Raw genomic sequence first — 23887 nt, forward strand, 5'->3', positions numbered from 1 at the left:
CCGTTGGAATTGAAGGGGTCGCAGTTGTTGCACAGGCCCGCCAGCGAAATCACCGCCACCTGGCCCTTCAGCGCCGTCGTGTCCCACACCGTGACCAGCGCATATTCGCTGGTGTTGGTGATCGCGATGCCGGTGGGCACCTTGTTGGCCGGCAGCTTGACCGTCGCCCGGTTGTTGGCCGTGTTGGAGCCGGCGGTGCCGATCAGGCCGTTCGAGAAGGCCACCAGGGACGTCGCGCAAAAGCCGGTGCGGCCGCCGCAACGCGCCACCGCCACGGGGTCGCCGGTGGTGAGGCCGGCCGCCTTGTAGGTGGTGACGTTGTAGTTGTTGCGTCCGGCGCTGCCGTCCCACGCCGCCGCGTTCTGCCAGGGCAGCTGCGGCGCCTGCGAGAAGGTGTTGTGGTCGACGGCGGAGATCTGCAGGTCCCCCACGCCCATGCGCGCATTGGTGTCGTCGGCGACGAAGCCGATGTGGGCATGGTTGGTCGAGTACAGGCCGGCATCGGCCAGGAGCGGGCCACCCACTTGCCAGGTGCCGGCGTGGTAGCTCATGGTCTGGTCGGCGCGCTTGTACAGGCTCGGAATGCCGTTGTTGTCGACGGCAGCCGGCTTGCCATAGCGGTATTCGATGCCGGCCGCCTTGCCGAGCTGGGCCGCAATGGCACGATAGGAATCGCCCGCCGGATTCCCGGAACTGTCGATCACGTCAGGCGTCGGGGTCGTCGGCGCCTGGGTCCCGGAGCCTGTGCCAGAGCCCGTGCCAGTACCGCTTCCGGTTCCAGTTCCGGCGCCCGTGCCAGCGACACCCAGCGCGGCGAATCCGCCACCGCCACCGCCGCCGCCACCTCCTCCGCATCCCGCAATGAGGGCGCTTGCAACCACCGTCAGCAGAAGCGCGCCTTTATATGAAAAATTCAACAAAAACACCTCCAATTTGACAAGATGCGCATTTGTACGAGGTGCTCTCCTACAGGGCAACCCTTCTTGCAAATGTTTTCCTGGTGTGTTTCCACTCTCTTAGAGACCGGTTACAAAGGTATTGCATGGACACGTTATGACCGCAAATCATCAAGCCCCCCGCCGCAAACAACTTTCATCTCATTTGGGCGCCGACGCGATCGCCATCATTCCGACCGCGCCGGAACGGCCCCGCAACCGGGACAGCGACTTCCTGTACCGGCACGACAGCTACTTCTATTACCTGACCGGCTTCACCGAGCCCAACGCCTGGCTGGTGCTGACAAGCGAGGGGCATGCCACGCTGTTCTGCGCCCCCAAGGACCGGGAGCGGGAAATCTGGGACGGCTACCGGCTGGGCCCGGAGGTGGCGCCGGGGGCGCTCGGGGTGGACGAGGCCTTCTCGATCGAGGAACTCGACGCGCGCATGCCGAAGCTGCTGGAGAACCGGAAGACGGTCTGGTACCCCTTTGCCACGCACAAGGGGCTGGAATCGCGCGTCGACGGCTGGCTTTCGGCGGTGCGCGCGCGCGTGCGCTACGGTGCGCTGTGTCCCGAGGAGCAGCGCGACCTGTGCGGGCCGCTGGACGAGATGCGGCTGATCAAGGACGCGCACGAGCAAGACACCATGCGCCGGGCCGCCGGGATCAGCGCCCGCGCCCATGTCCGGGCGATGCAGTTGTCGGCCCGCATGCTGCGCGAGGGCCGGGACGTGCGCGAGTACCACCTCGACGCCGAGCTGCTGCACGAGTTCCGCCTGGGCGGCTCCCAGTACCCGGCCTACAACTCGATCGTGGCGGCGGGCGCCAATGCCTGCGTGCTGCACTACCGCGCCGACGTGGCGCCGGTGCGCAGCGGCGAGCTGGTGCTGATCGATGCCGGCTGCGAACTGGACGGCTACGCCAGCGACATCACCCGCACCTTTCCGGCCAACGGCGTCTTCACCGGCCCGCAGCGTGCCTTGTATGAGCTGGTGCTGGCAAGCCAAGATGCGGCGGTGGCTGCGACGCGAGCAGGCGCTCGCTTCAACGACCCGCACGAGGCCACGGTGAAGGTGCTGTCGCAGGGGATGCTCGACCTGGGCCTGCTGGACGCCGACAAGGTGGGGACAGTCGACGACGTGATCGAGAAGCGCGCCTACTTCGCTTTCTATATGCATCGCACCGGCCACTGGCTGGGGATGGACGTGCACGACTGCGGCAGCTATGTGGAGCCGAGCGAGGCTGGCGAGGTCAGCGAGCGCCGCGACCCGCTGTCCAATGAGCTGATCAAGAACCGCCCCAGCCGGATCCTGAGGCCCGGCATGGTCCTGACCATCGAGCCGGGCATCTACGTGCGGCCGGGCGAGGGCGTGCCGGAGCAGTTCCACGACATCGGCATTCGCATCGAGGACGACGCGATCGTCACCGAAACGGGCTGCGAGCTGATCTCGCGCGGCGTGCCGGTCAAGCCGGACGAGATCGAGGCGCTGATGCGGGCCTGAGCCGCGCAGCCTGGCTGCCGGCGAAAGTCGGGCGCTCGGGCGGCCCTGCCGTCCTCAGTCGACGCCCGCCGGCCCCAGCACCTTGCGCGCCCAGGCCGGTAGCCACGCCCCATGCGGCTGGATCCGGCCCGCGACCACCGAGGCCACCAGGTGCGGCCCGCCGACCTCGACGTCCGCGGCGTCGAACAGCATCGCGAGCGACACCGCGTGCACGGCCAGGCGCAGGTTCTCGATGGTGCGCGGGTAGCGGGCCAGGATCTTGTCTGCAGGCACGCCGTGTCCGCCCTCGTGCACGCGTTGCTGCACTCTTTCCAGCAGACGGCGCGGCTCGTCGAGGCAGACTGCGTAGAGCGCGACCTCGAAACCCAGCGCCCGCGCGTCGGCGATCAGCTGCAGCTTGGACGGGTGCGAGAAGACCGTTTCGCTGACGAAGGCATGGCCGGCCTTCAGGTGCGCTTCGCGCTGCGCGTCAGCCCAGGCCCGCGCCGCCTCGGATCGGCGCACGGCGTGACGGATATGGCCGAGCTGCTCACGCTCGTACAGATCGGCGTTGATGAAGGGCAATTGAGGGTAGCGCGGCTGGATCAGGTAGCGGTACAGCGTCGACTTGCCGGCGCCGTTGGGACCGGCGATCAGGTGGAGGACCGGCATCAGGCCGCGCGGCGGCTGCGCGGACGGGGTTGCGCCTTGTCGCGGTTCTCGGCCACCGCCATCTTCGCGCGCTCAGCCAGCGCCCCCGACTGGGCCAGCGCCAGCACATGGCCGTGCAAGGCATCGAGCTCCGGCGAGAGCGCCGGTGGCGGCGCGCCGGCGACGGTGTAGCGCCCACCTTCCTCGCGCGCGATCAGCGCCTGGCTGTCCTGCGTGGACAAGCCGGCCTGTTCCAGCGCGCGGCCCAGCGTGGCCCAGTATTCGATCTGGCTCGCCACCGAGCGGCGCATGGGCTGGGCCGCGTCGCGCGCCTTGTCGACCAGTGCAGCGGGGAGCTTGACGGAAGCGAAGGGGGTGGGCGTGGACATGGATTCACTCCTGATTGGCGCATTTTGCGCCACTGTGCAAAACCCCGTCAACGCTGCGGCGTTCCTGCCAGGTGGCCGCGCGTGAAGGCTTCCTCGAAGACCGAATAGCCCGACCAGTCGCTGTGCGCAAAGGCCAGGCGCCCGGCGCTGACGCCTGCGCGAGTACCGAGCCGAGCGAGCACGCCGGGGGCGGGAATGGCCATCGCATGGCCGTAGCGTGTGATCTCGATGCGGGTGGCGAGCCCCGGCAGGTCGGGATGGGGCACCGACAGCTCCGCCAGCACTTCGTCGCGCCAGGTGCTCCAGGGGCGATCGAGCAGCCGGCGCCGGCCGTCGGGCCCGTCGTAGGCGCTGGGGCCAAGCGGGCGGTACCAGCTCAGCACCGTGGCGCGCGGGGTGGGGTCCAGCGCCTGGTGCCGCGCATCGACGTAGCCGAGCCCGCGCGTGCCGTAGACCACGTTGTCCCAGCTCGGCGCCGCGCCGGCGCGGTCGGCGAGCGGCTCGCGCACGTGCACGTTCGCCACCAGCCAGGGCGCATGGCTCAGCGACGCGGCCGCCTCGCGCAGGAATGCAGGCGGGTTCTCCACGACGCGGGCGGCCATGAACGCCGGCAGCGCGACGATGCAGCGCTCGGCCTGCCAGCGCACGCGCGCCCGGGCGGCGACATCGAACGCATCGACCTCGACGCCGGCCCGGGTCTCGGCGATGCGCAGCACGGCATGGCCCGTCCTGAGGCGCTCGCCCAGCGGCGCGGCCAGGCGCTGCGTGAGCCAGCCGTTGCCCTCGGGCCAGGTCAGGACCGCATCGCGCTCGGCGTTGTCGTCGCCGGGCGCGTGGAAGCCGTGCCGGCTCGCGAAGTAGTGGATGCCGGCCCAGGCCGAGACCTGGGCCAGGCCGGCGCCGTAGTCGTCGCGGCAGCAGTAGTCGAGGTACCAGCGCAGCTGCGGGTCGTCCAGGCCTTCGCGGTCGAGCCAGGCGCCGAAGGGCAGGGCATCCAGCATCAGCAGCGGAGGGGCGAGCGCGGCGCGCAGCGTCGGCATGGTGAAGCGTGCCTCGCGGCGCAGGGCCTCCACCTTCTGCGAGAAGCGCTGGTACTGGGCCAGCGTACGCGGGGACACCCCCTGCACCGGCAACAGGCCGTCCTGCCAGGCCCCCTGGAAGAAGAGGCGTTCCTGCGGGCTGTGGCACAGGTGGCGCTCCTCGTACTCCCAGCGGCCCGCCACGCGGCGGCGCAGACCGAGCTCTTCCAGCAGGTCCTGCACCTCGTGCGCGTCGTCGCCCGGCACCGGCAGATAGTGGGCGCCCAATGGGCAGGCGATGCCGGCCACCTGGCCGCCGCGGCTGTTGCCGCCGGCCTGGTCCTCGAGTTCGAGCAGCACGACATCCTCGATGCCCGCCAGCCTCAGCGCGCGGGCGGCGGCCAAACCGGCCACGCCGCCGCCCGCGATGACGACGCGCGTGCGACGGACGACGGCGGGCGCGCCCGCGTCGCGCCAAGCCTGGTCGCGCAGCGCATGGCCGCGCTCGACGTCGACACCGGCGAAGCCACCCTGGATGGGGTCTTTCGATCCGCAGCCCGGCAACGCGAGGGCGCCGGCCACGGCGCCGAGGAATTCACGGCGCTCCATCGCTCAGTGCCCGGTGACCTTGCCCCATTCCTGCTCGTAGGTCGTGACCAGCACCTGGTTCGACAGCCTGTTGACCTCGGCAGGAACGCGCGCCATGTCGCGCGGGAATTCGAAAAGCTGGGGCATGGCGGACGCGGTCAGGAAACGCAGCCCCTCGGGCAGGGCCCCGGGCAGCCGATAGGGCCTGCGGCTCGCGATGACGAAGCCCCATTCGCCGAAGCTGGGGACGTGCGCGTGGTAGGGCGCCGCCCGCAGGCCCACCGATTCGACCGTCTCGACCACGGTCCAGAAGCTCCTGCGCGCGATCAGCGGCGAGGTGGTCTGGATCACCGCGTAGCCGCCGGCCGCGAGCCGCTTGTCGAGCAGCGCGTAGAAGGAGTTGGTGTAGAGCTTGCCGATCGCGAAATTCGTGGGGTCGGGGAAGTCGACCACGATCACGTCGTACATGTCGCCCGGCTGCTGCAGCCACTGAAACGCGTCGGTGTTGACGACATGCACCTTCGGCGACTTGAGCGCCCCGCCGTTGAGCGCGGCCAGCGTCTCGTGCTCGCTGAACAAGCGCGTCATGTTCGGATCGAGCTCGACCAGCGTGACGCTCTCCACCGAGGCGTACTTGAGGACTTCCCGCACTGCCATGCCGTCGCCGCCGCCGAGCACGGCCACCTTCCTCGGCGCGCCCTGCGCCGCCATCGCCGGATGGACCAGCGCCTCGTGATAGCGGTACTCGTCGCGCTCGGCGAACTGCAGGTTGCCATTGAGGAAGAGCCGGTGCCCGGCGCCGCCGCGCGTGACCACGATGCGCTGGTAGGGCGAGCTTTCGCTGAAGACGATGCGGTCCTGGTAGAACTTGTCTTCGGCCAGGGTGGTGATGTGCTCGGCGAAGACGAAGGCGCCGGCGAGCGCGCCGAGCGTCAGAAGGCAGGCCAGAGCATGCGCGCCCAGTCCGCGCAGCTCATGCCGGAACAGCCACAGGGCCCACAGCGCAACCGCGGCGTTCATGAACCCGAACAGCAGGCCGGTGCGGATCATGCCGAGCTGCGGCACCAGCAGCAGCGGGAAGGCGATCGACACGGCGAGCGCGCCGAGGTAGTCGAAGGTCAACACCTGCGAAACCAGATCCTTGAGCACCACGTCCCGCCGCAGGATCCGCATCACCAGCGGGATCTCCAGGCCGACCAGCGTGCCTACGACCAGCACCAGCCCGTAGAGCAGCAGCCGGAAAGCCCCGGGGACGTAGGCGTTGGCAATGAAGAGCAGCGCCGGCAGCGCGCCGCCCACCAGGGCCACCAGCAGCTCGATCCGCAGGAAGTGCGCAGGAAGTTGGCGCTCGAAGTAGCGCGAGAGCCAGGAGCCCACGCCCATCGCGAACAGGTAGGTTCCGATGATGGTGCTGAACTGCAGCACCGAGTCGCCCAGCAGGTAGGAGCTGAGCGCCGCCGCGCTCAGTTCGTAGACCAGCCCGCAGGCCGCGATCACGAACACGCTGGCCAGCAGCGCGATTTCGACAGGCTGCGGGCCACGCGTTGTCGCAGGCGCCGGGCTCAAGGCTGCCTCGCTCATCGAGCGCCGTTGAGGATCAATGAATCGCGGCGGCGACGATGATGCAGATGCCCAGGCTCATCGCAGCCACCACCAGGCCGAGCGCGACGTTCTGCTTCTCGACGATCTCCTGCCAGAGGTCGTAGGGCGTGAGCTTGTCGATGATCAGGAAGGTGATCCAGAACACCAGCACGCCGATGATCGCGTAGAGGATCGAGCCCAGGAAGGCCGCGGGCCTTAGCCATTCAATTCCCAACATGAGGACCTCCGGATAAAAACGTCACTTGTGGCCGCCGCCACTGGAATAGCCGCCATAGGACCCGCTGGAGCCGCGCGAGCTGCCGCCCGAGCTGCTGGTGCAGGTGCTGAGGATGATCAGCAGGATGATGATCACCACCACGATCAGGATGATGGTGCCGCAGCCGAGCTTGCCGGCCGCGCTCACCGGCATCGCGTCGCTGCGCTTGAACATGTCCTTCTTGCCGTCGAGCTTGAAGGCAGCCGCCACGGCGGCACTGTCGATCTTGCTGCCCGAGGACCACGTGAGTTCGCGGGCCGAGCGCTCCATCGAGAGCAGGGCGCTGCCGCTGGCGAAATCGCGGTTGAAGGTTTTCTGCCCGCGCTCGACCTGCCAGTAGAACTCGCCGGCCACGTAGCTGGTCTCGGCGTTGTAGGCGTACTGCTGCTGGTAAGTCTTGCCCAGGTACCTGGCCGAGCTTCCGTTCTCCGCCATGGTGGGCGCGCCGGTGGTCGGCTTGACGAGGCTCCAGCCGTCCTCGGCATCCACCAGGAAGCTGAAGCCGCGCTTCTTGTTGTAGAGCAGGTACTCGTTCCAGCCGAAATGCTCGTCGTCGCCCGGCGCCACGCCCATGCGGTGCTGGAAGCCCACCACCTGCCATTGGGCGCCTTGCAGCTGGCCGGTGGTGCCGATCGGGATCAGCGGCTGCACCGGCTCGTCCTGCTCGGCGTGGCGCAGCTCGCCGCCGATGCCCTGCGTCAGGTCGATGATGGTGTTGCAGGAACGGCAGGTGACGCTCTTGCTCTCGGCGAAGTTGACCGTGACCGGTGCGCCGCAGTTCGGGCAGTTGAAGCTGCGGCCCTTTTCTTCCTTGGCCGACTCGTCGCGCAGGCCGGTGAGCTGCAGGTCCTCCAGCTGCACGGCTCGGCCGAGGTAGGCGCCGGCCGGGTGCGTGTCGTAGTCCAGGCTGAGCACCAGCCCCGCGTCGCTGCGCAGCTCGACCACCGCGAAGGGCGCGCCGAGCTCGGGCAGGCGCGGCAGCTCGCCCTGTGCCGAGACCAGGCGGACCTGTTCGTTGGAAGCGACCGTGTAGCTCTGACCATTGAAGGCGGTGGTGGCGCCGACGCGCAGTTCCGCGGGATGCGGCACCTCGCGCTGCAGGGCGTAGGGCAGCGAGAAGACGAAGGCGCCGTTGTCCTCGCTCAGGATGCCGGTGCGCTCGCCGTCGAGCGCGGCGATCCATTCGGTCCAGCGGCCACCGTCGTAGCTGTACTGCAGGCGGCCGACCAGCGTGAAGGGCTGGTCCTGGATGCGCCCGCTGGCGAAGAGCTGCAGCGGGCTGAAGTCGTCGAACAGCTCCGCCATCTTGCCGGTGCGCGCGAGCGTCTCGCCCTGGCGCACGACGGTGCTCTGGCAGTACGCGCAGACGGCATGGGTGGACTGCGCGGAACGGAATTCGACCGGCGCGCCACAGCCGGGACAGGGGGCGCGGTAGTAGCGCTGCTGGGAAGAGTCGGTGGCCACGAACGGCGACGGCAAAGGTCCGCTCGCTGCGAGCTTGTCGACCGGGGGTCGACAAGCTCAGCCGGAGCGGATGGCGCTCAGACCAGCTTCTTCAGCAGTTCCGCCTTCTTGGCGTCGAATTCTTCCTGCGTCAGGATGCCCTTGGCCTTGAGCTCGCCGAGCTTCTCGAGCGTGGTCATCACGTCGGCCGGGTTGACCACGGCGACGGCCGGCGCCTGCTGCGCGGCAGCGGCTGCCGCGGCGGGGTTGTTCGGGTTGAGCCCTTGCTGGAGGTTCTGCGCCAGCACCTGGCCGAGCGCGACGCCGGCGCCCAGGCCCATCGCATCGCCGGCGATGCCGCTGCCCTGGCCGGCGCCCTCGGCGAACTTCGGAATCGCCTGCGCCGTCTGGTACTGCATGAACTTGCCCATGTCGTTGCCGACCATGCCCATGCCGATCTTCTGGTCGAGGATCTTTTGCAGTTCCTCCGGCAGCGAGACGTTCTGGACCGTGATGGTCTCGAGCTGGACGCCGATCTTGGCGAACTCGGGCACCAGCTGCGCCGCGAGCGCCTGCGCGAACTGGATCTGGTTGGCCGCGAGGTCCAGGAAGGGCACGCCGCTCGAAGCGATGGCGTTGCTGATGTTCTGCAGCACCAGGCCGCGCAGCTGGCCGTCGAGGTCGGCCACGGTGTAGATATCGCGCGTGCCCGAGATCTCGGTGTGGAACAGCTTGGCGTCGCCGATGCGGAAGCTGTAGTTGCCGAAGGCGCGCAGGCGCACGGCGCCGAAGTCCTTGTCGCGGATGGTGATCGGCTGGGGCGTGCCCCACTTCTGATCGACCTGCTGGCGCGTGCTGAAGAAGTAGACGTCACTCTTGAACGGAGACTCGAAGAGCTTGTCCCAGTTCTTGAGGTAAGTGAGCACCGGCAGCGTCTGCGTGGTGAGCTTGTACATGCCGGGGCCGAACACGTCGGCCACCTGGCCCTCGTTGACGAAGACCGCGACCTGCGACTCGCGGACCGTGAGCGAGGCGCCGTTCTGGATTTCCATCTCGGCCATCGGGAAGCGCCAGGCCAGGGTGCCATCCCCTGTCTCGGTCCACTGGATGATGTCGATGAACTGTTTCTTGATGAAATCCATCAGCGCCATGGTCGCTCCTCGTCCTGTTCTTGGATCCGAGCATATTGCCACATCGGCTTGACGCCCCGGGCCTTTTTGGCCGCACGGGCCGGTGCGGCAAGGCCGACACCATCGAATCCCGAGGTCTACAATCGGCGCCCCCTACAAGAAGCGTTGCACGGAGCCAAGGCACATGTCCGATCTGACTTCCCCGATCCCCACGCCCGAAGACAAGCGCGCCGAACTGCGCCGGGCTGCCCTCGAGTACCACGAGCTTCCTGTTCCGGGCAAGGTCGCGATCGCGGCCACCAAGCAGATGTTGAACCAGCGCGACCTGGCGCTGGCCTATTCGCCCGGCGTGGCGGCGCCCTGCGAAGAGATCGTCAAGGACCCGGTCAATGCCTTCAAGTACACCGCGCGCGGCAACCTGGTGGCCGTGATCAGCAACGGCACCGCGGTGCTGGGCCTGGGCGACATCGGGCCGCTGGCTTCCAAGCCGGTGATGGAAGGCAAGGGCGTGCTGTTCAAGAAGTTCGCCGGGGTCGACGTGTTCGACATCGAGATCGACGAAAAGGACCCGCAGAAGCTGGTCGAGGTGATCGCCGCGCTGGAACCCACCTTCGGCGCCATCAACCTCGAGGACATCAAGGCGCCGGACTGCTTCTACGTGGAGCGCGAGCTGCGCAAGCGCATGAAGATCCCGGTCTTCCACGACGATCAGCACGGCACGGCCATCACGGTGGCGGCCGCCATGCTCAACGGCCTGAAGGTGGTGGGCAAGGACATTTCGCAGGTCAAGCTGGTCACCTCCGGCGCCGGCGCCGCGGCGCTGGCCTGCCTCAACCTGCTGCTCAAGGTCGGCCTGAAGCGCGAGAACGTGTTCGTGACCGACCTGGCCGGCGTGGTCTACGAAGGCCGCACCGAACTGATGGACGACGACAAGCGCCAGTTCATGCAGAAGACCGAGGCGCGCTCGCTGGGCGAGGTGATCGAAGGTGCCGATGTGTTCCTGGGGCTCTCGGCCGGCGGCGTGCTCAAGCCCGCGATGGTGGCCAAGATGGCGGCCAAGCCGGTGATCTTCGCGCTGGCCAATCCGAACCCCGAGATCACGCCGGAGGACGCGAAGGCGGTGCGCGACGACGTGGTCATGGCCACGGGCCGCACGGACTATCCGAACCAGGTCAACAACGTCCTGTGCTTTCCTTATATCTTCCGCGGCGCGCTGGACTGCGGCGCGACCACCATCACCGACGAGATGGAGGTCGCTGCGGTGCATGCGATCGCCGAACTCGCGCAGGCCGAGCAGAGCGAGCGTGTGGCAGCGGCCTATGTGGGCGAGAAGCTCAGCTTCGGCCCCGACTATCTGATTCCGAAGCCCTTTGATCCGCGGCTCATGATGAAGATCGCACCGGCGGTCGCCAAGGCGGCCGCCGAAGGCGGCGTTGCGCTGCGACCGATCGCCGATTTCGATGCGTACCGCGACAAGCTGCAGAGCTTCGTCTACGCCTCGGGCACCACGATGAAGCCGATCTTCGACGCCGCCAGGCGGGCGCCGAAGAAGCGGGTGGCCTATAGCGAAGGCGAGGAAGAGCGCGTGCTGCGCGCGGCGCAGATCGTGGTCGACGAAGGCATCGCGCGGCCCACGCTGATCGGCAGGCCGGCGATCATTGCCCAGCGCATCGAGAAGTTCGGCCTGCGGCTGAAGGAAGAGCTCGATTACGACGTCGTCAACACCGAGTTCGACCATCGCTACCGCGACTTCTGGCAGACCTACCACCGGATGACCGAGCGCAAGGGCATCACGGTCCAGGTCGCCAAGATCGAGATGCGCCGGCGCCTCACGCTGATCGGCGCGATGCTGCTGCACAAGGGTGACGTCGATGGGCTGATCTGCGGCACCTGGGGCACTACGGCGCTGCACCTGCGCTACATCGACCAGGTGATCGGCAAGCACGCCGGCGGATGCGCCAGCACACCGCAGGATGTGCCGATCTATGCCTGCATGAACGGCCTGTTGCTGCCTGATCGGCAGGTGTTCCTGGTCGACACCCACGTGAACTACGACCCAACGCCCGAGGAACTGACCGAGATCACCACCATGGCGGCCGAGGAAATGATGCGCTTCGGCATCAAGCCCAAGGCGGCGCTGCTGTCGCATTCGAACTTCGGCACCAGCGACCATCCCAGCGCGATCAAGATGCGCCAGACGCTCTGCTTGCTGCGCGAGCAGGCTCCCTGGCTGGAGGTCGATGGAGAAATGCACGGCGACGTTGCTTTGGATGGCAAGCAGCGCGCCGCCGTCATGCCGCACAGCGCCCTGGCCGGTAACGCCAATCTGCTGGTATTCCCGAACATCGACGCCGCCAACATTTCCTACAACCTGCTGAAGACGGCGGCGGGCGGCAACATCGCGATCGGCCCGGTGCTGCTCGGGGCGGCCAAACCGGTGCACATCCTCACGGCCAGCGCCACGGTGCGCCGCATCGTGAATATGACGGCCCTCACGGTGGCTGACGCCAACGCCGAGCGATAGGCCCAGGGACGACAGTGGTCGCCAACTTCTATCCTGCCATCCAGGCCCTGGTGCCTGCTCAAAGATTGGGCAGGCGCTTGCTATTTGGGCGCCCCTAGGGCACACTTGCGGCCTTGAATTTGCGGGTTAACCCGGAGGTTGACCCCCGATTCGGCCCTCGCTCTTTTCCTTCTGGTGCCCCATGGCGGCTTACGCCTCGATCACATCCCCGGTCTCCAAGTTTGCGCTCACTGGCTTGTTGCTGGTGGCACTTTCTGCCGGAGCCCAGGCCCGTGAATGGTTTGGCACCCGTATCGGGCAACCGGCGGAGGAAACGGTGGCGTTGGCGGAATTGCCTGTGCAGGGCCAGCGCACTTATGGGGCCATTTTGAACGGTGGCCCTTTCCGGTATGAAAAGGACGGATCGGTGTTCGGCAATCGCGAACGTCAGTTGCCGCGAGAGCGCCGGGGCCATTATCGAGAGTACACGGTCGAGACGCCCGGCTCGCGCGACCGGGGCGCACGGCGCATCGTCTGCGGAGGCGAGCGCACGACGCCCTCGGCCTGCTGGTACACGGCAGACCACTATGCGAGTTTCAGGCGGATCGTGCCATGAGCGATGAATTGGATTGGATCGGCGCACCCAGGCGCCCTGAGTTAAAGATGACCACGACAACCATGGAAAGACCAGCGGAGATGACCCCCACGCTTCGGGGCGTACGACCCAATATCGTGCAGTCGATTCGCGCGTTTCGCGTGAACGATCTGCAGGAGGCGGCGCACGCGGCCGGGCAGCACTTCCTCTACGCCAACCTGGGCAACGCCCAGACCAAGCAGGACGTGCTGGACCTGATCGCCCAGCAGTTCACCTTCCCGCAGCACTTCGGCAAGAACTTCGACGCGCTGTACGACTGCATGACCGATCCCTTGCATAAATCGGGCCCGCAGCCTGGTTTCGTGATCGTGCTGGAGCAGATTCCGGCCAACGCCAAGTTCGACAAGGAAGCGCGCGAGCAGTTGCTCGACATCTTCCGGGATGCCGCCGACTACTGGGGCGACCGGAAGATACCGTTCCGGTGCTTCTATTCTTTTCTGTAGCCCGTTCTGCATCCACCAGCCAAGCAGAACGGGCGAACGAGGCTAACAGCAACGAATCGGTTCCGGGCATCGAACTCCAGAACAGCGACCCCGCGGCGGAAAAGATGCCAACGGACAAGCTGACGGATGTGTCGCCCCTGGCGTTGCGCATGAGCAGTCCCTTCAACGCGGGCTACTGGCTCGCCGCGGCGTAACCCGGTTTTTCACAACCAGAAAGCCCGTCTTCGACGGGCTTTTTTCTATGGGCGAAGCGCCTGCGCCAAGGCCACGTACTCGGCCACGGGCACTTCCTCCGCGCGCCGTTGCGTGTCGAAGTCGCCGGGGAAGCCTTGCTGCTCCAGCCACTTTCCCAGGCTGTGGCGCAGCAGCTTGCGACGCTGGCTGAACGCAACCTGGACGATCTCGCCAAGCCGTGCCGGGTCGACCCGCGGCGGATCGGCCAGCGGCACCATGCGCACCACGGCGCTGTCCACCCGCGGCGGCGGATCGAAGCTTTCAGGCGGAACGAACAGGACGCTTTCCATCGCGTAGCGCCACTGCAGCATGACGCTCAGGCGCCCGTACGCCGAGCTGGCCGGCATCGCGATCATCCGGTCGATGACTTCCTTCTGCAACATGAAGTGCTGGTCGGCGACCCGATGCGCGAAGTCCAGCAGGTGGAACAGGATGGGCGTTGAGATGTTGTAGGGCAGATTGCCCACCACCCGCAGCGCCGTGGCGGGCGGCGCCACCAACCGGGTCGCCAGGGCGGCGAAATCCACCTTCAGCACGTCGGATTCGATCACTTCGAGCTGACCGTGCGCACGCAGCCGCTGCGCCAGGTCGCGGTCCAGCTCGATCACCGTCAGACGGCCCAGGCGCTCGACCAGGGGCTGGGTCAGCGCCGCGAGCCCCGGGCCGATCTCGACCATCGCATCGCCTGGCCGCGGCGCGATCTCGCGCACGATCGCATCGATGATGCCGGCGTCGGACAGAAAATGCTGGCCGAAGCGCTTGCGGGCAACGTGCTTCACCGGTGGCCGCCGCAGCGCCTCGTCATCGACATCAGGATTGAGGCGCCTCGCGATACTCGACGTAAGCGCGCGTGCGCAACTCCTGCGCCCAGGTTTCGTAGGCCTCTTCGAGCTTCTTCTCTCGCAGCACCCCGCGTGCGGCTTCACGCTGCTCGGCCTGGCTGAGCTTGGCGTCGCGCCGTGCCACCACCTGGATCAGGTGGACGCCGAACCGGGACACGACCGGATCGCTGACCTGTCCAGGCGCCAGCCGGCTCATCGCTTCCTCGAACTCGGGAACGAACTGGCCGGGGCGCGACCAGCCGAGGTCGCCGCCTTCCTTCCCACTCGCATCCTGCGAGTTGTCGCGCGCCAGGCTGGCGAAGTCGGCCGTGCCTTTCTGGATGCGGTCCTTGAACTCGGCCAGCTGGGCCACTGCCTGGGCCGTGGTGCGCTTGGCATCGCTGCGCAGCAGGATATGGCGCACCTGGGTCTGCGTAACGACCGCATCAGCAGCGCCGGGCAGGCTCTTGGCCAGCACCTTCAGCACGTGGAACCCGGCGCCCGAGCGGATCGGCCCGGCGATGCCGTTGACCGCGGTCGACTGCGTCGCCTCGACGAACAGGCTGGGATAGCGGTCGGCGCTGCGCATGCCCAGGGCGCCGCCATTGGCACGGTCGGGCGAATCGGAGAATTCCTGCGCCAGCTTGGCAAAGTCTTCGCCAGCGCGCGCGCGCTGTGCGATGCCCTGGGCGCGCTGCTGGAACGTGGCGATCTGCGCCTCGGTGGCGTTCTCGGGCACCGCCACCAGCACCTGCGCAAGGTTGATGTCCGGTGCGACAGCGGTGTTCGTGCCGTTGCGCTGCTCGCGGATGAACTGGTCGACCTCGACGTCACTGATCTTGACCTTGTTCTCGACCTCGCGATCGCGCACGCGCGTGAGCAGCAACTGGTCGCGCAGGTCGTTGCGGAAGGCCTGCTGCGAGATGCCCTCGGCCGCGACGCGGCTGCGCAGTTCGGTCAGGCTGATCTGGTTCTGACGGGCCACGGTCTGCTCGGCCTGGTCGATCGCCACTTCGTCGACCTTGATGCCGACCTCCTTGGCCGCCTGCAGCTGCGTGCGCTCCGCGATGAGGCGCTCCAGGACCAGGCGCGTCAGCTCCGCTCTCGGCACGCGCTGCGCTTCGGCGTTCTCCTTGAGGAGGCGCTCGACGCGCGACTGCACTTCGGTGTTGGTGACGGGCTCCGAATTGACCAGCGCCACGATGTACTCGGCAGCGCGCTGGACCGGCGGCGCAGTCGGCGTGGCGGGGCGCGGGGCGGGGGGTGGCGCCAAGCGCGGGCCCGCACGCATGATGTCCGTGATGCCGACGCCGGGGCGCGTGCCCAGTCCCTGCGCACCGGCCGCCGCGGCCAGCGTCGCGAGGCACGCCAGGGTGAGGATGGAGCGGATGTGGTTCATGGCAAGGAAGCTCAGTCGTAGTTGGTGAACCGGCTGGGTGCCGGATAGGGCTGCCGCAGGGGCTGGTAGCGCTGGATGTTCTGCGTGAGGGTGCGCATGGGACTCGATCCGATCGCCGCGAAGCCCACGAATTCGATCTGGAACATGATGCGCGTGTTCGGCGTGGCCTGGCCTGTGGTGAGACGCTCGAGGACGATGCGGCCGATCCAGCAGCAGCCGTCGTACTCGACGCCCAGCACGCCGTCGGTGAGCTTGCGGTCCTGGAGGCTGTAGTTCAGACGGCCCACGGCATACCATCGCCCGCCGCCCTGGCCGCGGCCGAGGCCGAGGTCCCTGCCCTTGTCACCCCAGAGGTCGTTGAGCGGCCACTGCCAGCTCACGTCGATCGACTTGTTGCCGTCGTTGGCGGTTGGCGTGCTGTTGTCCTGGAAGCGATAGGCTGCGGAGACGTTGCGGTAGGGCCCCGGGTTGTAGCGCGCGCTCAGCGCCGTGCGCGTCGACTTGTGGTCGTCGGGGTTGTATTGCACCGTGCCGTCGAAGCTCCACTGCGGCGTCCAGTTGATCTGGGCGCCGAGCAGCAGGTCGCTGACGCGGTCGGTCACGGGCGTTCCGCCCGGCAGCGTGACGCGCTGGTCCTTGAAGCGCAGGCGCTGCGCAATCCCGAAGCGCGCCGCTTCCGCACCGCTTTCGGGGTCGATCAGCCGCGAGGTCACGCCCACCGTGAGCGTTTTCGTGTCGGAGATGCGATCGTGGCCGGAGAAGGCGTTCTCGGTGTAGACCGTCGCGAAGTTGAAGTCGTTGGCGGCCGAGTCGTAGTTTGGCAGCAGGCTCTGGTCGCGGTAGGGTGTGTAGACGTAGAACGCACGCGGCTCCAGCGTCTGGCGGAAGGCGCGCCCGAAGAAATTGGCGTCGCGCTCGAAGATCATGCCGCTGTCCAGGCTGAAGGTCGGCACCGTGCGGCTGGCCGAGCTCGCGCCGTTGGCCAGCGGCGCCTCGAACTGGTAGCTGCTCGCGTGCAGCTGCAGCTTCGGAATGACGTAGGTGCCAGGCGTGAGGAAAGGCCGGCTGATCGACGCCTGCGCGAACGCCCGCTCGCCGTTGGGCTGCTTCTGCTGCACCGGGTCGCCGCGGAAACGCGAGTAGTCGGTCTTGAGCGAGAAGTCGAAGCCGTTCCAGTCGTACTTGTCGTAGTTGGCGGTGATCTGGGGCAGCCGGTCGTAGGGCGGCAGGATCGGCGCCAGGTCGTACTGCAGGGTCTGATACTTGAGCGCGCGCACCATGCCGCTCCAGTCGCCCTTGCTCCAGTTGAGCGAAGCGTCGTTCGACAGCAGCCGCTGCGTCAGCGAGGGCGTGCGTATGAAGTCGCGCCAGTAGTCGTTGTCGCTGACGCGATTGATGGCGATGTTGGCCGTCAGCGAGTCGAGGCCGAGGGACTTGGCGTCGAAGTCCTGGCGATGGGTGGTCCAAAGACCCCAGCGTCTCGATTTCGGACGCCGCAGGTCGAGATCGCCGAGCCCGATCTCACCGTTGGACAACTGCTGCAGCTGGTTGCTGACTTTCTCGTCGTAGCGTTCACCCACCAGGCGATCGCTCCCCATGAGATCCAGGCGGATCGTGCCGTTGTACTGCTTCTCCAGATACCGGAACTCGCTGCCGACGTTGAGTCCGCGCTTGGTCATGAGTTCCGGATAGAAGGTCGCGTCGCGGTTCGGCGCGATGTTCCAGTAGTAAGGCACGGTCATGTCCACGCCGTTGAGGTTGCCGACGCCGATGGTCGGCGGCAGGAAGCCGCTCTTGCGGTCGTTGCCCAGCGGGAAGCTCAGCGACGGGAAGGGCGGAGTGGTGATGCCCATGAAGCTCAGCCGCGCATCGGTCGCGACGCCGACGTTCTCCTCGGTGTCGGTGGTCAGCGTCGCGGCGCTGAGTACCCAGGCAGGCATCCAACCGGGGTAGTCCTCCCGCCGGCAGGTGGTGTAGGTGCCGCGCCGTGCGATCGAGACATTGCTGTCGACGAAGTCGATCCGCTCGGCTTCCCCATGCCCGCCCGAGGCCAGCAGCCGATAGCGCGCGTTGTTGAAGAAGCCCTCGAAGGTTTCGAGCTTGAGCTGCAGTTCGGGGCCTTCGTAGACGTTGCCGGCCTGGTTGACCCGCACGTTCCCGGTGGCCTTGGCCATGTCCTCGGGTTGGTAGTACTCGAGCCGGTCGGCATGGATCACCGTGTCGCCCCGGCGCAGCGAGGCATGGCCCTCGACCACGGTTTCGAGGTCGGTGCGGCCGGATATGCGGTCGCCGTCGACGAAGCTCGGCAGCTCGCCGCGCTGCGTCTTCGGGATCGTTTCCAGAAGTTGCGGCGTGCGCTTGAGCGTGATGGGCGCGTCCAGGCCGGCGTCCTGTGCCGACGCACCCTGTGCTTGCAGCAACGCCAGCGTCAGCACGGCCAGCGGCAGGGGCGGGCGGCACCGGCGCCAGTCAGCTCGGATCAGGTCAGGCATCGGTACGCAAAAGAGTCTCTGGGGGGAAGATCGCCGGATGGCTGGGGGGTTGCGGGAGCCCGCGCCGGGCGGATTTGTAGAATCAATTATCCATGACAGCCTCCCCGCCCCCGGACAGCGGCGCCGCGACGCCTTTCCCCCCGATCAGTTGGAGCGACCCGGAGCGCGCGCAGGCCTTCGCGCAATGGCTGGCCGCCATCGGGCCGCAGCACCAGTTGCTTCCGGCGACAGTGCGGCCGGCTTCCGCCGATGCGAGCTTCCGGCGCTACTTTCGCATCGACACGGGCGATGCGGCGCGCACGCGCATCATCATGGACGCGCCCCCCGCCAAGGAAAACAGCGCCCCCTTCGTGCAGGTCGCGCGGCTGATGCATGAGGCCGGCCTGACGGTGCCGCAGGTGCTCGAATGGGACGAGACGCAGGGCTTCCTGCTGCTCGACGACCTTGGCCGCCAGACCATGCTCGAGGTGATCGACCCCGCCGATCCCGGCACCGCGCGGCCGCTCTACGACCAGGCCATCGATGCCCTGATCCGCTGGCAGCTGGCCTCCAGGCCGGCGGTGCTGCCCGCCTACGACCGCGCGCTGCTCGAGCGCGAACTCGCCCTGTTCCCCGACTGGTACGTCGCGAAGCACCGCGGCCTGCGCGTCGAGGGGCCGCTCGCCGAGCGGCTCCAGCGCAGCTTCCACCTGATCGTCGAGAACAACCTGGCGGCGCCCACCGTGTACGTGCACCGCGACTTCATGCCGCGCAACCTGATGATCACGGGCGGCCCCGCGCTGGGGGTGCTGGACTTCCAGGACGCGGTGCACGGCCCGATCACCTACGACATCGCCAGCCTGATGCGCGACGCCTTCCTGAGCTGGGAAGAGGATGTCGTGATCGACGTGACGGTGCGCTACTGGGAGAAGGCACGCAAGGCAGGTCTCCCCGTGGACGAGGACTTCGGTGCCTTCTATCGCGCGGTCGAATGGATGGGCCTGCAGCGCCACCTCAAGGTGGCCGGCATCTTCGCGCGGCTGACGTTGCGCGACGGCAAGCCCCGCTACCTGGCCGACACGCCACGCTTCATCGCCTACATCCGCGCGACCGCGGGACGCTACCGTGAGCTGACACCGCTCCTGCGCGCGATCGACGAGATCGAGGGCACCCAGCCCCTCACCGGCTTCGCTTACGGGCGGGTGTGAGGCCGCGTTTCCACTGCACCACCACTCTGGCGGCCCACAGGACGCTGGCCCTGCCTGCCGGCGCCGCGCGCCATGTGCAGGTGCTGCGGATGCAACCGGGCGACGAACTCTCCCTGTTCGACGGCAGCGGCGGCGAGTACGACGCCACCATCGAGCGCATGGGCCGCAGCGAGGTGACGGTCCAGGTCGGCGCGCATGCGGCCATCGAGCGCGAAGCGCCGCGCGCAGTGCACCTGGCGGTCGGCATGCCGGCCAACGAGCGCATGGACTGGCTGGTGGAGAAGGCGACCGAACTCGGCGTCGCCAGCATCCAGCCGCTGATGACCGCGCACGGCGTGCTGCGCCTGGCGGGCGAGCGTGCCGACAAGAAGCGTGCGCACTGGCAGGCGATCGCCGTCTCGGCCTGCGAGCAGTGCGGCCGCAACCGCGTGCCGCTGGTGCATCCCGTGCGGGCCTTCGCGGCCTGGATCGACTCCCCGCCGATCGACGATGCCGAGCGCTTCGTGCTGAGCCTGGCCGAGGGCGCGCACCAGCTGCGCGAGATCCGTGACGGTGCCCCCGCTGCGAACCTGCGCGGCGCCTGCGTGCTCAGCGGCCCCGAGGGCGGGCTGAGCGCGGTCGAAGAGCGCGAGGCGATCGTGCGCGGCTTCGCGCCGCTCACGCTCGGCCCGCGCGTGCTGCGCGCCGAAACTGCGGCGTTGGCCGCGCTTGCGCTGTTGGCGTCGGCGTGACCAGAATCGCTTCCCTGTCCTCTCCTGCCCACCGTGGGCCTTTCGCATGACCTCGTTGATCCCCGCTTCCCTGCGCCCCCTGCCCATCCTCCTGGCCGCCCTGTGTGCCGCCGGTGTCGCCCATGCCCAGGGCTCGGCCGTGGCGCCGACGCCCACCCAGGTCCGGCCGGCGGTCGACCAGGCCTACACCCAGCTGCTGGCCGCCCCCGCCGTGAAGCAACTGCTCGAGGCCGTCAAGGCTGACCATGAGCGGTCGATCGAGGACCTCAAGATGCTCACCGAGATCGAGGCCCCGCCCTTCAAGGAGCAGAAGCGCGCCGAGGCCTTCCTCGCGCGCATGAAGGCGCTGGGCCTGGCCGACGCGCGCATCGACGCCGAGGGCAACGTGGTGGGCCTGCGAAAGGGCACGGGCCAGGGGCCGAAGCTGCTGATTTCGGCCCACCTCGACACCGTCTTCCCCGCCGGCACCGACGTCAAGGTGAAGGAGCGCGACGGCAAGCTCCACGCGCCGGGCATCTCGGACGACACGCGCGGCCTCGCGGTGCTGCTGTCCTGGCTCAAGGTGCTGAACGACCAGAAGATCCAGACCGTGGGCGACCTGCTGATCGTGGGTAACGTGGGCGAGGAGGAGTTGGGCAACCTGCGCGGCATGAAAGCCCTGTTCCGTGACCACCTCGACATCGACGGCATGGTGGGCGTGGAGCCGGCGGCCGACGGCACCGTGCTCGTGCTGGGCACCGCGAGCCACCGCTACGAGTTCAGCTTCAAGGGCCCCGGCGGCCATAGCTACGCGGCCTTCGGCCAGGTGCCCAGCGCGATCCACGGCATGGGCCGCGCGATCGCCAAGATCGCCGAGATCAAGACGCCCAGCTTTCCCAAGACCACCTTCACCGTCGGCACCGTGGGCGGCGGCACCTCGGTCAACACCATCGCGCCGGATGCGCGCATGGCGGTGGACATTCGCTCCGACGAGATGGGCGCGCTGCTGGAAACCGAGAAGAAGGTGCTGGCCGCGATCGACGAGGCCGTGGCGGAAGAAAACAAGCGCTGGAACGTCAACACGCTCAGCGTCAGCAACAAGCTGATCGGCGACCGGCCGGGGGGCCGCACGGCCTCGGACTCGGTGATCGTCGAGGCCGCCGTGCGAGCCAACACCGCCTTCGGCCACAAGACCCTGCTGACCGGCGCCAGCACCGATGCCAACGTGCCCATGTCGCTCGGCATCCCGGCCGTCATCATCGGCGGCGGCGGCAAGACCGGCGGCTTCCACGCGCTGAGCGAGTGGATCGACGTGACAGACGCCTGGAAGGGCGCGCAGAATGGTCTGGTGACCGTGCTCGGGCTGGTCGGCGTCCAAGGCGTGAGCGAGCCGCTGCTGCCCAAGCGTCCGCCGCGGCCGAAGCAGTAGCAGGCGGCTCATCCCCCACCCTTTCACCTCAGGAGCCCATCATGGGATTGCTCGATTCGGTTCTCGGACAAGTGCTCGGCGGCGTGCAGGCGCAGCAGCAACCCCAGCCAGGCGGCCTGGGCGGGCTCGGTGACCTGGGCGGCCTGGCCGGCGCGCTCGGCGGACTGCTCGCCAACAACGGCGAGATGGGTGGACTCGGCGGCCTGGTCTCGAAATTCGAGCAGGCCGGCATGGGCGACGTGATCGGCTCCTGGGTCGGCTCGGGCCAGAACGCGCCGATCTCTGGCGGCCAGCTGCAGGACGTGCTGGGCAGCGACGTGATCTCCGGCCTTTCGCAAAAACTGGGCATCAACGCGAGCACGCTGCTGCCGATGCTGGCCGCGCTGCTGCCCACGCTGATCGACCAGCTCACGCCCCGTGGGCAGGCGCCGGCCGAGGGCCTGGGCAACCAGGACGATCTGTTGGCCTCGCTGTCCGGCCTGCTGCAGAAGGGCTGACGCCGCTCGATGAATCGCCACCTCTGGCTGCTGGCCGCCTGCCAGGGCCTGTTCCTGACCAACAACGTCGCCTTCATCGCGATCAACGGTCTGGTCGGCCTGGCGCTCGCGCCGCGCGGCTGGATGGCCACGCTGCCCGTGATGGGCTACGTGATCGGTGGCGCGCTGTCCACCGGTTTGGTGGCGCGCACGCAGCGGCGCTTCGGGCGTCGCCGCTCCTTCCAGATCGGCCTGGCCGTGGCGCTGGGCTCGGCGCTGATGTGCGCGCAGGCTGCGCTCTGGAAAGACTTCTGGATGCTGTGCGCCACGACGGTGGTGGCCGGCTACTACAACGCGAATGCCAGCCTCTACCGCTTCGCCGCCGCCGAGCTGGCCGCGCCCGCGTGGCGCGAGAAGGCGGTTTCACTGGTGATGGCTGGCGGGCTGATCGGCGCGGTGGCGGGCCCGAACCTCGCGGCCTTCACGCGCAACTGGTTCGCAGTGCCCTTCGCCGGCGTGTACCTGGCCCTGGCCGGCGTGGCACTCGTGGCGATGGTGCTCATGCACTTCATCGAATTTCCTGCGCCGCCGGCGCGGCATGCGGCGGCCGGAGGGCGGCCGCTGGGCGAGATCGCGCGCCAGCCGGTCTTCGTCGTCGCCGCCCTGGCCGGAGCCCTCGGCTTCGGCGTAATGAACCTGCTGATGGCCGCGACGCCGATCGCCATGCAGGTCTGCCGCCTGCCTTTCGACGACGTGGCGCTGGTGCTCGAATGGCATGTGATCGGCATGTTCGCGCCGGGCTTCTTCACCGGCCACCTGATCCGGCGCTTCGGCGCATTGCCGGTGATGGCGGTGGGGCTGGTGCTCAACCTGGGCTGCATCGTGGTGGCGCTTGCGGGCGTGGAGCTGCATCACTTCCTGGTCGCCCTGTTCCTGCTCGGCGTGGGCTGGAACTTCCTCTTCACCGGGAGCACCACCCTGTCGCTCTCGGCCTACACCGCCGATGAGAAAGACCGCGCGCAGGGCGCACTCAACTTCTGCGTTTTCGCCACGCTGGCGCTCACGTCATTCGCCTCCGGCGTGCTGGTCACGACGCAAGGTTGGCAGCTGTTGAACATCGGCTCGCTGGTGCCGGTGCTGCTGACCGGCGCGGGCCTGCTGTGGCTGGCGCGGCGCTCGCGCGCCAGCACCGCTGCCGTCTAGGCGGGCGGGAAGCGGGCGTCGAGCCAGCGCGCCAGCGTGTCGAAGACGGGCTGCGCGTCCAGCTCGTTGAAGATCTCGTGGTAAAGCGCGGGAAAGCAGGTGGCGCTCAACACCGTGGCCGGCGCCGCGTCCGCAAAGCGGCGGCTGCCTTCGGGCTTCACCAGCCGGTCATCGCCGGCATAGACCAGCAGCGTGGGCACCTGCCAGTACGGCGCTGCGGCCTGCACCACAGCGCCCTCGTCGGCCAGGAAGCGCGCCAGCCGCGCGCCGATGCGGTCATGGCACAGCGGGTCTTCGCGGTAGGCCCGCACCACAGCGGGATCGTGCGAGAGATAGCGGTCGTCCAGACCGTTGCCCACGCGCAGCGTCGGCGCCACGCGCGACAGCAGGGCGATCAGGCCTTTCTGGAACAGGCTGAGTCCGGGGTCCAGGCCCGGCGATGACAGCACCAGCGCATCGACAGGGCGGACCGCGCGTGCGACGAAGCTCGCAGCGACCAGCCCGCCGAGGCTGTGGCCCAGCAAGACCAGCGGCAGGCCGGTATGCAGCCGGCGCGTGTCGTCGACGACAAGCGCCAGATCGTCGACCAGCCGCATCACGCCGGGCAGGCCGCCGCGCGGGCCTGTGGATGCGCCATGGCCATGGTGGTCCGCGGCGCGCACTGCAAAGCCCCAGTCGTTGAGGCGTGCCGCCACGTGACGATATCGCCCGGCGTGCTCGCCGATGCCATGCACCAGCACGACGGCGGCGCGCGCGGCACGGCCCGGCGCGAGGGGCCACTCGTGGAGGGCCAGTGTTTCGCCGTCCGGCGTGCGCAGGGGCACGTCGGCCAGGCTCAC

General features: G+C 68.1%; 20 protein-coding genes and 1 pseudogene. 9 read left to right on the plus strand and 12 right to left on the minus strand.

Annotated features, from left to right (window positions below; genetic code table 11):
* A pseudogene (locus A8M77_RS36090) lies at positions 1-704 on the minus strand (hypothetical protein); the annotation flags it as partial.
* Positions 705-1053: 349 nt separating this feature from the next.
* Here A8M77_RS36090 and A8M77_RS15760 point away from each other — a divergent pair.
* Positions 1054-2439: an aminopeptidase P N-terminal domain-containing protein gene (locus A8M77_RS15760; protein WP_086922458.1), complete on the plus strand. Its 1386-nt coding sequence runs from the start codon at positions 1054-1056 to the stop codon at positions 2437-2439.
* A 54-nt stretch (positions 2440-2493) separates the two neighbouring features.
* Here A8M77_RS15760 and A8M77_RS15765 read toward each other — a convergent pair whose 3' ends face one another.
* The 7 genes from A8M77_RS15765 to A8M77_RS15795 all read right to left on the minus strand — a co-directional run bounded on the left by A8M77_RS15765 (position 2494) and on the right by A8M77_RS15795 (position 9517).
* Entirely contained in the window at positions 2494-3090 is a 597-nt protein-coding gene (locus A8M77_RS15765) for a zeta toxin family protein (protein ID WP_086922459.1), read from the minus strand.
* Positions 3090-3458: a TA system antitoxin ParD family protein gene (locus A8M77_RS15770; protein WP_086922460.1), complete on the minus strand. Its 369-nt coding sequence runs from the start codon at positions 3456-3458 to the stop codon at positions 3090-3092. Before A8M77_RS15770 ends, A8M77_RS15765 begins: the two co-directional genes overlap by 1 nt.
* Before the next feature lie 47 nt (positions 3459-3505).
* Positions 3506-5086, minus strand: a complete 1581-nt coding sequence (locus A8M77_RS15775) for an FAD-dependent oxidoreductase (RefSeq protein ID WP_086922461.1) — start codon at positions 5084-5086, stop codon at positions 3506-3508.
* 3 nt (positions 5087-5089) lie between these two features.
* Complete coding sequence (locus A8M77_RS15780; RefSeq protein ID WP_086922462.1) at positions 5090-6646, minus strand: polyamine aminopropyltransferase; 1557 nt, start codon at positions 6644-6646, stop codon at positions 5090-5092.
* A gap of 16 nt (positions 6647-6662) precedes the next feature.
* The gene (locus A8M77_RS15785; RefSeq protein WP_086922463.1) at positions 6663-6884 is read right to left on the minus strand and encodes a DUF350 domain-containing protein; all 222 of its coding nucleotides are present in this window, start codon (positions 6882-6884) and stop codon (positions 6663-6665) included.
* 21 nt (positions 6885-6905) lie between these two features.
* The gene (locus A8M77_RS15790; RefSeq protein WP_086922571.1) at positions 6906-8387 is read right to left on the minus strand and encodes a DUF4178 domain-containing protein; all 1482 of its coding nucleotides are present in this window, start codon (positions 8385-8387) and stop codon (positions 6906-6908) included.
* Between the two features lie 77 nt (positions 8388-8464).
* Entirely contained in the window at positions 8465-9517 is a 1053-nt protein-coding gene (locus A8M77_RS15795) for an SPFH domain-containing protein (protein ID WP_086922464.1), read from the minus strand.
* Between the two features lie 163 nt (positions 9518-9680).
* Here A8M77_RS15795 and A8M77_RS15800 point away from each other — a divergent pair, with 163 nt between their 5' ends.
* From A8M77_RS15800 to A8M77_RS15810, 3 genes are all read left to right on the plus strand, one after another.
* Entirely contained in the window at positions 9681-12020 is a 2340-nt protein-coding gene (locus tag A8M77_RS15800; protein ID WP_086922465.1) for an NADP-dependent malic enzyme, read from the plus strand.
* A 181-nt stretch (positions 12021-12201) separates the two neighbouring features.
* Positions 12202-12615 carry a ribonuclease domain-containing protein gene (locus A8M77_RS15805; protein ID WP_086922466.1) on the plus strand — a complete coding sequence of 138 codons (414 nt, stop codon included), beginning with the start codon at positions 12202-12204 and terminating at the stop codon, positions 12613-12615.
* 47 nt (positions 12616-12662) lie between these two features.
* Positions 12663-13097: a barstar family protein gene (locus A8M77_RS15810; RefSeq protein WP_238136844.1), complete on the plus strand. Its 435-nt coding sequence runs from the start codon at positions 12663-12665 to the stop codon at positions 13095-13097.
* A gap of 239 nt (positions 13098-13336) precedes the next feature.
* Here A8M77_RS15810 and rsmA read toward each other — a convergent pair whose 3' ends face one another.
* Genes rsmA through A8M77_RS15825 form a run of 3 tightly spaced genes read right to left on the minus strand, consistent with a single transcriptional unit; the run spans position 13337 to position 18043 of the window.
* Positions 13337-14110: a 16S rRNA (adenine(1518)-N(6)/adenine(1519)-N(6))-dimethyltransferase RsmA gene (gene rsmA, locus A8M77_RS15815; RefSeq protein WP_086922468.1), complete on the minus strand. Its 774-nt coding sequence runs from the start codon at positions 14108-14110 to the stop codon at positions 13337-13339.
* Between the two features lie 31 nt (positions 14111-14141).
* Positions 14142-15551, minus strand: coding sequence for a peptidylprolyl isomerase (locus A8M77_RS15820; protein ID WP_086922469.1), 1410 nt, complete (start codon positions 15549-15551; stop codon positions 14142-14144).
* 11 nt (positions 15552-15562) lie between these two features.
* The gene (locus A8M77_RS15825) at positions 15563-18043 is read right to left on the minus strand and encodes an LPS-assembly protein LptD (protein ID WP_086922470.1); all 2481 of its coding nucleotides are present in this window, start codon (positions 18041-18043) and stop codon (positions 15563-15565) included.
* A gap of 92 nt (positions 18044-18135) precedes the next feature.
* Between A8M77_RS15825 and A8M77_RS15830 the strand changes: the two genes are divergently transcribed.
* The 5 genes from A8M77_RS15830 to A8M77_RS15850 are packed head-to-tail and all read left to right on the plus strand — an operon-like array spanning position 18136 to position 23048.
* The gene (locus tag A8M77_RS15830) at positions 18136-19230 is read left to right on the plus strand and encodes an aminoglycoside phosphotransferase family protein (RefSeq protein WP_086922471.1); all 1095 of its coding nucleotides are present in this window, start codon (positions 18136-18138) and stop codon (positions 19228-19230) included.
* A complete protein-coding gene (locus A8M77_RS15835) occupies positions 19227-19961 on the plus strand; it encodes a 16S rRNA (uracil(1498)-N(3))-methyltransferase (RefSeq protein WP_086922472.1) in 735 nt (244 codons plus the stop codon). The genes A8M77_RS15830 and A8M77_RS15835 overlap by 4 nt, the downstream gene beginning before the upstream one ends.
* A 46-nt stretch (positions 19962-20007) precedes the next feature.
* Complete coding sequence (locus A8M77_RS15840) at positions 20008-21369, plus strand: M20/M25/M40 family metallo-hydrolase (RefSeq protein WP_086922473.1); 1362 nt, start codon at positions 20008-20010, stop codon at positions 21367-21369.
* Complete coding sequence (locus A8M77_RS15845) at positions 21264-21866, plus strand: YidB family protein (protein WP_272947439.1); 603 nt, start codon at positions 21264-21266, stop codon at positions 21864-21866. Before A8M77_RS15840 ends, A8M77_RS15845 begins: the two co-directional genes overlap by 106 nt.
* Before the next feature lie 9 nt (positions 21867-21875).
* Positions 21876-23048 carry an MFS transporter gene (locus A8M77_RS15850; RefSeq protein WP_086922475.1) on the plus strand — a complete coding sequence of 391 codons (1173 nt, stop codon included), beginning with the start codon at positions 21876-21878 and terminating at the stop codon, positions 23046-23048.
* Here the strand turns inward: A8M77_RS15850 and A8M77_RS15855 are convergent.
* Positions 23045-23887: an alpha/beta hydrolase gene (locus tag A8M77_RS15855; protein WP_238136838.1), complete on the minus strand. Its 843-nt coding sequence runs from the start codon at positions 23885-23887 to the stop codon at positions 23045-23047. The two genes, A8M77_RS15850 and A8M77_RS15855, sit on opposite strands and share 4 nt — an antisense overlap.

It is taken from the genome of Variovorax sp. JS1663 (genome assembly GCF_002157355.1).
Lineage (GTDB): Bacteria > Pseudomonadota > Gammaproteobacteria > Burkholderiales > Burkholderiaceae_C > Variovorax.

What these genes read in the sequence shown, in the direction of transcription:
- A8M77_RS15760 (WP_086922458.1), top strand. Translation starts at nt 1,054, where the DNA reads ATGACCGCAAATCATCAAGCCCCCCGCCGCAAACAACTTTCATCTCAT.
- A8M77_RS15765 (WP_086922459.1), bottom strand. Translation starts at nt 3,090, where the DNA reads ATGCCGGTCCTCCACCTGATCGCCGGTCCCAACGGCGCCGGCAAGTCG.
- A8M77_RS15770 (WP_086922460.1), bottom strand. Translation starts at nt 3,458, where the DNA reads ATGTCCACGCCCACCCCCTTCGCTTCCGTCAAGCTCCCCGCTGCACTG.
- A8M77_RS15775 (WP_086922461.1), bottom strand. Translation starts at nt 5,086, where the DNA reads ATGGAGCGCCGTGAATTCCTCGGCGCCGTGGCCGGCGCCCTCGCGTTG.
- A8M77_RS15780 (WP_086922462.1), bottom strand. Translation starts at nt 6,646, where the DNA reads ATGAGCGAGGCAGCCTTGAGCCCGGCGCCTGCGACAACGCGTGGCCCG.
- A8M77_RS15785 (WP_086922463.1), bottom strand. Translation starts at nt 6,884, where the DNA reads ATGTTGGGAATTGAATGGCTAAGGCCCGCGGCCTTCCTGGGCTCGATC.
- A8M77_RS15795 (WP_086922464.1), bottom strand. Translation starts at nt 9,517, where the DNA reads ATGGCGCTGATGGATTTCATCAAGAAACAGTTCATCGACATCATCCAG.
- A8M77_RS15800 (WP_086922465.1), top strand. Translation starts at nt 9,681, where the DNA reads ATGTCCGATCTGACTTCCCCGATCCCCACGCCCGAAGACAAGCGCGCC.
- A8M77_RS15805 (WP_086922466.1), top strand. Translation starts at nt 12,202, where the DNA reads ATGGCGGCTTACGCCTCGATCACATCCCCGGTCTCCAAGTTTGCGCTC.
- A8M77_RS15810 (WP_238136844.1), top strand. Translation starts at nt 12,663, where the DNA reads ATGACCACGACAACCATGGAAAGACCAGCGGAGATGACCCCCACGCTT.
- A8M77_RS15820 (WP_086922469.1), bottom strand. Translation starts at nt 15,551, where the DNA reads ATGAACCACATCCGCTCCATCCTCACCCTGGCGTGCCTCGCGACGCTG.
- A8M77_RS15825 (WP_086922470.1), bottom strand. Translation starts at nt 18,043, where the DNA reads ATGCCTGACCTGATCCGAGCTGACTGGCGCCGGTGCCGCCCGCCCCTG.
- A8M77_RS15830 (WP_086922471.1), top strand. Translation starts at nt 18,136, where the DNA reads ATGACAGCCTCCCCGCCCCCGGACAGCGGCGCCGCGACGCCTTTCCCC.
- A8M77_RS15840 (WP_086922473.1), top strand. Translation starts at nt 20,008, where the DNA reads ATGACCTCGTTGATCCCCGCTTCCCTGCGCCCCCTGCCCATCCTCCTG.
- A8M77_RS15850 (WP_086922475.1), top strand. Translation starts at nt 21,876, where the DNA reads ATGAATCGCCACCTCTGGCTGCTGGCCGCCTGCCAGGGCCTGTTCCTG.